Annotated in this window: 7 protein-coding genes; 6 read left to right on the top strand and 1 reads right to left on the bottom strand. The window is 59.3% G+C overall.

The window, feature by feature from the left end:
- The 6 genes from Q0C48_RS06695 to Q0C48_RS06670 all read left to right on the top strand — a co-directional run.
- Positions 1 to 549, top strand: a 549-nt coding sequence (locus Q0C48_RS06695; RefSeq protein WP_291522756.1) for a TolC family protein, incomplete at its 5' end; no start/stop codon positions are given.
- A gap of 30 nt (positions 550 to 579) precedes the next feature.
- Positions 580 to 1,623 carry an efflux RND transporter periplasmic adaptor subunit gene (locus Q0C48_RS06690; protein ID WP_215859922.1) on the top strand — a complete coding sequence of 348 codons (1,044 nt, stop codon included), beginning with the start codon at positions 580 to 582 and terminating at the stop codon, positions 1,621 to 1,623.
- Between the two features lie 3 nt (positions 1,624 to 1,626).
- Positions 1,627 to 3,408 (top strand): ATP-binding cassette domain-containing protein, encoded by a 1,782-nt coding sequence (locus tag Q0C48_RS06685; protein WP_291522755.1) that lies wholly within the window; start codon positions 1,627 to 1,629, stop codon positions 3,406 to 3,408.
- A complete protein-coding gene (locus Q0C48_RS06680) occupies positions 3,405 to 4,520 on the top strand; it encodes an ABC transporter permease (protein ID WP_291522754.1) in 1,116 nt (371 codons plus the stop codon). Before Q0C48_RS06685 ends, Q0C48_RS06680 begins: the two co-directional genes overlap by 4 nt.
- Complete coding sequence (locus Q0C48_RS06675) at positions 4,520 to 5,629, top strand: ABC transporter permease (RefSeq protein WP_291522753.1); 1,110 nt, start codon at positions 4,520 to 4,522, stop codon at positions 5,627 to 5,629. Before Q0C48_RS06680 ends, Q0C48_RS06675 begins: the two co-directional genes overlap by 1 nt.
- A 40-nt stretch (positions 5,630 to 5,669) precedes the next feature.
- Positions 5,670 to 5,993: a hypothetical protein gene (locus Q0C48_RS06670; RefSeq protein WP_291522752.1), complete on the top strand. Its 324-nt coding sequence runs from the start codon at positions 5,670 to 5,672 to the stop codon at positions 5,991 to 5,993.
- 15 nt (positions 5,994 to 6,008) lie between these two features.
- Here Q0C48_RS06670 and Q0C48_RS06665 read toward each other — a convergent pair.
- A partial coding sequence (locus Q0C48_RS06665) for an ion channel (protein ID WP_291522751.1) occupies positions 6,009 to 6,583 on the bottom strand: 575 nt, incomplete at its 5' end.

The following is a 6,583-nucleotide window of genomic DNA, read 5'->3' as shown; positions in this document are numbered from 1 at the left end:
ACGGCGCAGGAGCAGGTGCAATACAACCAGCGGGCGCGCTGGCCGGTAGTCAATCTACAGGGGATCGCCCAACACACCTTGGGCAGCATGTTGCCAGGGATGGTCGAAAATCAGGCGGGGGTGAGTCTCAACCTCTCCGTACCGCTCTATCAGGGCGGTCACACTTCCGCCTCGGTGCAACAGGCGCAGGCGCAGACCGTCGCCAGCGTCGATCACGTCGCCAATGTCCGCGATGAAGTCACCCTCAACACCCAGACCGCCTTTCTCAATCTCAAGGATAGCGTAGCCGAACTTCACGCCGCCAAAGCCACCCTGGCTTCCGCCAAAATTTCCCTGGAAGGTACGCGCAAAGGCTATGAGGTAGGTACCCGCTCCATCATCGACCTGCTGCAAACCGCCACAGACTATATCCGTGCCGAACAGGATTATAATGTGGCCTTTTACAATCAGGTGGTCGCGCGAGTACAACTAAAAGCGGCGTCAGGGCAGATCGGCATGGGGGATCTGGAATCCATCAATGCCCTGTTAAGACGGAACGAAGCATCCTAACATAGCGCTCGTTACCATCGGAGAGTAGATATGGCCATTTCCAAGAATAAACGTGTGCTGGCAGTGATAGTGGTCGTCATACTCGGTATCATTGGTGCGGTCGCCTATTATTTTCTGAGCCGCAATCACGCCCCGGAAAAAACCGTCACCATCTACGGCAATATCGACATCCGCCAGGTACAGGCGGCCTTTGACGACAATGGTCGGCTTCTCGATCTCCGGGTGCAGGAGGGCGACCGGGTAAAAAAGGGACAATTGCTGGCAGATCTGGACCCCGTACGGTTTCAGGACGCCGTAGATAAAGATGCCGCCGGTATGGCCGCACAGGAGCAGGTGCTGGCCCGCCTGCTGGCGGGTTCCCGTCCGGAAGAAATCGCCGAAGCCCGGGCCGAAGCCGCTGCCGCTCAGGCGACACTGAGCAATGCCGAGATCACCTGGCAACGCCAGCAGGCCCTTGCCGCACAGCGATATGTGCCCAAACAGAGTCTCGACAATGCCGCCGCCGCCCTGAAAACGGCGCGCGCCAATCTGGATCATGCCCAGCAGGCACTGACCCTGGCCATCAAGGGGCCGCGCAAAGAAGATATTGCGGCGGCGCGGCAGCAGTTGCAAGCCGATAAAGCAGGTCTGTCTCTGGCGCGCCGCGAACTCACGGACACCCGTCTTTATGCGCCAGAAGACGGCGTCGTTCAGGATCGTATTCTGGAGCCGGGCGACATGATTTCCCCGCAGACCCCGGTATTCACTCTGGCATTGGACAATCCGGTCTGGGTGCGCGCCTATCTGCCAGAAAAGGCATTGGGGCAGGTGCGACTGGGCATGAAGGCGACGATCGACAGTGATTCCTTCCCAGGCAAATCTTTCTCGGGCTGGGTGGGTTTCATTTCACCCACTGCGGAATTCACGCCCAAGACCGTGCAAACCACGGAGTTGCGTACGGAGCTGGTGTACCGGGTGCGGGTCTATGCCTGCAATCCGCAGCATCGCCTGCGCCTGGGTATGCCCGTCACCGTTCATATTCCGCTGACGGACAACCAGCCGCAAAAGCTTTCTGCGCATCCCTGCGGAAACTGAGCCGTGGCTGAAGCTGATACCCCGCTGCGTTTTACCGAGGTCAGCAAGAGCTTCGCCCGCGGCCCGGCCCGGGTGCAGGCGCTGGACCGACTGGAAATTACGCTGCAGGCAGGCACCGTCACCGGCCTGCTGGGTCCCGATGGTGCCGGCAAAACGACGTTGATGCGTCTGGCGACGGGTCTGCTCCGGCCGGATACCGGAACAGTGACGGTCCTGGGTGCCGACACCCGCAGCCAGGCCAATACCATTCAGAGCAAAATCGGCTACATGCCCCAGCGCTTCGGCCTTTACGAAGACCTCACGGTACAGGAGAATCTGGATCTCTATGCCGACCTGCAGGGACTCAGCCGGGAGGATGCCCGCGCCCGCCAGCAGGACCTGCTCAAGCTGACGGCCCTGGGTCCCTTTGGTGCGCGGCGTTCCGGTGCCCTTTCCGGCGGCATGAAGCAGAAGCTCGGCCTCGCCTGTGCGCTGTTACGCGCTCCGCAATTGCTGCTGCTCGACGAACCTACCGTTGGTGTCGACCCCATCGCGCGCCGCGAGCTCTGGGACATTGTTCAGGGACTGCGGGACAAGGGCGTGACGGTCCTCATGAGTACGGCCTATTTTGATGAGGCGGAGCGCTGCGACGAAATCATCCTGCTCCATCAGGGCAAACTGCTCAAGAAAGACACCCCCAAGGCCTTCAGCGCGCCCCTGCAGGGACGCTGCTTTCTGGTGACCCACCATGGCACCAGCAAGCGGCATCTACGCGAGGCGTTACAAGCCCGTCCGGGTGTTCAGGATGCCCGCATTCTGGCGGAGGGAGTGCGGGTGCTCTGCCGGACCACTGCGCAGCCCGCCGCTACAGAGGGCGAACAATGGCAACCCGTCGATCCGGCCTTTGAAGATGCGTTTGTGGATTTGCTGGGCGCGCCGGTGACCGCTACAGCAGCGACCGCGGCGACAACCACACCTGCACCTGCGACATCCACCGCACCCCAGGCGTCGGCCAGCGCACAACCGGACCGGGAATCCGCAGTGGAAACCGTCATCGAAGTACGCGATCTCTGCAAATTCTTCGGTCACTTCGAGGCCGTCAAAGGCAACACCTTCAGTGTACAGAAAGGGCAGATTTTTGGCCTGCTGGGCGCCAATGGCGCTGGCAAGACCACGACTTTCCGCATGCTCTGTGGCCTGTTACCTGCGTCCTCCGGCACCTTGCGCGTCGCCGGGGTCGACATGCGCCACGCCAGCGGCCAGGCGCGGGCACGCATTGGTTACGTATCTCAAAAATTCTCTCTCTACGGCAACCTCAGCTGTGATCAGAATCTCGCCTTCTTCTCGGCGGCTTATGGCTTGCGCGGTACCCGGCGGCAGGATCGTCTGAACTGGGCGCGTCAGGAATTTCAGTTGCGCGACTACCGCGACGTAAACGCCGATGATCTTCCTTTGGGGATCAAACAGCGTCTCGCCCTGGCCTGCGCGCTGCTGCACGAACCGCCCATCCTCTTCCTCGACGAACCCACCTCCGGTGTCGATCCTCTGGCGCGCCGGGAATTCTGGCAGCGGGTCAACGCCCTCGCCGAGTCGGGTGTCACCGTCATGATCACCACCCACTTTATGGATGAAGCCGAATACTGCGACAATCTGGTGCTGATGTCCCTCGGCGAAGTGCTAGCCCAGGGCAGCCCCGAGCAGGTGCGTGCCCAGGCCAAGGATGCGGAGCATCCCGACCCCAGCATGGAAGACGCCTTCATTCTCCTGATCCAGGCCCACGAAAGCCAGATCCGGAGGGCGTCATGAATCTGCAACGCCTGCGCGGACTGATCCGCAAGGAATTCATCCAGATCCTGCGCGACCCTTCAGCCATCGCCATCGCCTTTTTCATGCCGGTATTTTTGCTGTTTCTGTTTGGCTACGGTGTGTCTCTGGATGCCACGCGCGTGCCGGTCGCCGTCGTAGTGGATCAGCCGACGGCGGAAACCAGTGCCTTCGTGGGCGGCTTGCAACAGTCCCCCTATTTCGAGCCACAGATATATACCAGCATGCACAGTGCCCGGCAGGCACTTATGGCACGCAAGGCCGATGGCATCCTCTGGCTGCGCTCGGACTTCAGCCGCCAGATACTACAGGGAAATACCGCCTCCATCGGCGTTCTGATCAACGGGGTAGATGCCAACAATGCGCGCATTCTGGAGGGCTATTTGCAGGGCATCTGGCAGAACTGGCTGCAACAGCGCGCGTTCAATGCCGGAGCCCCGCTGATCATCCCGGTGAACGGCGAAGACCGCATCTGGTTCAATCCCGCCCTGCGCAGCCGGGACTACCTGGTGCCGGGTCTGATCGCGGTGATCATGACCCTCATTGGCGCCTTGCTGACCGCCTTGGTGGTGGCCCGTGAGTGGGAACGCGGCACCATGGAGGCCCTCATGGCCACTCCGGTCACCATGAGCGAGATTCTGCTGGGAAAACTGATTCCGTATTTTATCATGGGGATGGGCGGCATGCTGCTCTCCGTAGCACTGGCCGTCTGGCTGTTCGCCGTCCCCCTGGTCGGTAGTTTCTGGGTGCTGCTCGCCTGCTCGGCGCTCTTTCTGCTGGCGGCGCTGGGCATGGGGTTGCTGATTTCCAGTGTCGCCCGTAATCAGTTTGTGGCCGGGCAGATCGCCATCATCGTCACCTTTCTGCCCGCCTTTATTCTTTCGGGCTTCATCTTCGATATCCAGTCGATGCCGGCGGCCATCCGCATCATCACCCATATTGTCGCCGCCCGCTATTTCGTGAGTATCCTGCAGACCATCTTCCTCGCCGGGGATGTCTGGCCCATCATTCTCTGGAATAGTCTGGCGCTGCTGCTGATGGCGGCGTTTTTCCTCGGCGTCACCTTGCGTCGTTCACACAAGAGGCTGGACTGATGCTGGCACGGGTCTGGGCATTGGTCATCAAGGAATTCCTCGCGCTCTTGCGGGACAAGAAAAGCCGTTTCGTGCTCATCGGTCCACCCCTCATCCAGTTACTGGTCTTCGGCTATGCCGCCACTTTTGACCTGAGCCACATCCCCTATGCCGTCTACAACCAGGACACCGGATTTGCCTCCCGGGAACTGCTGGGGGATTTTCAAGGCTCTCCGGCTTTTCAGCAGGTGGCGACCATTGAAAACGAGGGGCAGATAGCCCCGCTCATCGACAATGAAAAGGCCTTGCTAGTCTTGCAGATCGGCCCCCACTTCACTCGCGACCTGCTGCTGCATCGGCCGGCTCCTGTGCAGGTCATTATTGACGGGCGCAATTCCAATACGGCCACTTTGGCCCTGAATTACGTCAATACGGTGCTGCTGTCCTTTGATACCCGTTGGGCCGCAAACCATCACTGGGGTCGACCGCCGGCGCAACTGGTGGTCCGTTCCTGGTTCAATCCCAATCTGCTGTCCCGCTGGTTTATTGTGCCGGGCATTGTGGCCCTGCTCATGCTGGTGGTAACGCTCCTGGTGACCGGTCTGTCAGTGGCGCGCGAACGGGAGCAAGGAACCTTTGATCAGCTCCTGGTGACCCCAATGGGTCCGGTGGAGATACTGGTGGGCAAAGCCCTGCCTGGCCTCATTATCGGGGCTCTGGAGGGGTGTTTCATAGCCTTGGTGGCGGTGTTCTGGTTTCAGGTGCCTTTTGTGGGCAGCATACTCGCGCTACTAGTGGGTATGGCCCTGTTCCTGCTGGCGGCGGTGGGCATCGGCCTGATGATCTCCTCATTGGCAGTGACCCAGCAACAGGGGCTCCTTGGCGTGTTCATCTTTCTGGTACCCGCCATCATCCTCTCGGGATTCGCCACCCCTATCGCCAATATGCCGGAACTGGTACAGGATCTGACCTATATCAACCCCATGCGCTATTTTCTGGTGATCGTGCGCGGGGTGTTTCTGGAGGGGGACAATATGTCCATGCTCTGGTCGCAATACTGGCCCCTGGCGCTCATCGCGATTTTCTCCATGAGTGCTGCCGCCTGGCTCTTCCGGCACAGGATGCAATGATGCGCCCATTCTCTCAACACGCTTCCCCGAGGAATTGAAAATGCTGCGCATCCTGTTTATCGAGTGTTTGTTCAGCGCACTGCTCGGCGCGGTAATTTTTCGTCTGGCTTATGCTTTCCTGCAAAGACGCTGCTGCGCCTGGGTGGTTGCACTACTGACCGCCTTGCTGCTGGGGATCGGCGTCAGCGGTGTGCTGCATCCCTACCTGGTGATGAGTCTGGCGGAAACATCGAACAGGCTGATTCCGCCTCCGTGGTTTTCGCAACTCTCCCGGTCTCTCTGCTATCTCGCCGGAGCTTGGCTGGCCGATCTTGTCGTACGCAGACGGGAGCGCCTGGGCTTTGGTCAGAAAAAGGATATTTAGGATTCCTGAACCAGATCATGGGTTGGTTTTACTGATGGATGGGACAGCCGCAACCTGCCTCTGGCTTTGATGTGCATAAATAATGATGGCCAGGAAAACACCGCTCTGAATCATCCCCAGAAGAGCTTCCACGGAAAGCGCAAACATGGCGTTGAGGGTCTGGGGAACCCAGTCACCCAGGCCCAGTGTTGTGAATGTCTCCACCGAGATATACAACGCAGTCAGGAAGGGATGGGCCTCAATAGCGGCGAACTTCTGCGGCATAATATGAACGCTGAATTGAAAGAGATGGAATACCCCGAAAAGATGGTAGACCAGCGCGAAGTAGGTGACGGTTACCGCAGTGATTTCAAGATATAGGGCCACAATGCGCAATAGCGCCGCATGCAGCGCATGGCGGGCGCGTCCCACAAAAAAGAGCATGACGTCCAGCACTAACAGGCGGGTCAGGAAAATATACATAATATCCGCAAAAAGAATGAACTCATGAGCGCTGGCAAAGGCTTGTGGCTGTTTCAGACGCCATAACCACTCAAGAATCGGGGGCAGCAGCAAAAGTGGCAGGAGCAAGGGCAGGAAACCCAGGAACC

The organism is Acidithiobacillus sp., from assembly GCF_023255755.1.
Classification (GTDB): Bacteria; Pseudomonadota; Gammaproteobacteria; order Acidithiobacillales; family Acidithiobacillaceae; genus Acidithiobacillus.
This window is presented reverse-complemented; position numbering and strand designations above follow the sequence as displayed.

What these genes read in the sequence shown, in the direction of transcription:
- Q0C48_RS06690 (WP_215859922.1), top strand. Translation starts at nt 580, where the DNA reads ATGGCCATTTCCAAGAATAAACGTGTGCTGGCAGTGATAGTGGTCGTC.
- Q0C48_RS06680 (WP_291522754.1), top strand. Translation starts at nt 3,405, where the DNA reads ATGAATCTGCAACGCCTGCGCGGACTGATCCGCAAGGAATTCATCCAG.
- Q0C48_RS06675 (WP_291522753.1), top strand. Translation starts at nt 4,520, where the DNA reads ATGCTGGCACGGGTCTGGGCATTGGTCATCAAGGAATTCCTCGCGCTC.
- Q0C48_RS06670 (WP_291522752.1), top strand. Translation starts at nt 5,670, where the DNA reads ATGCTGCGCATCCTGTTTATCGAGTGTTTGTTCAGCGCACTGCTCGGC.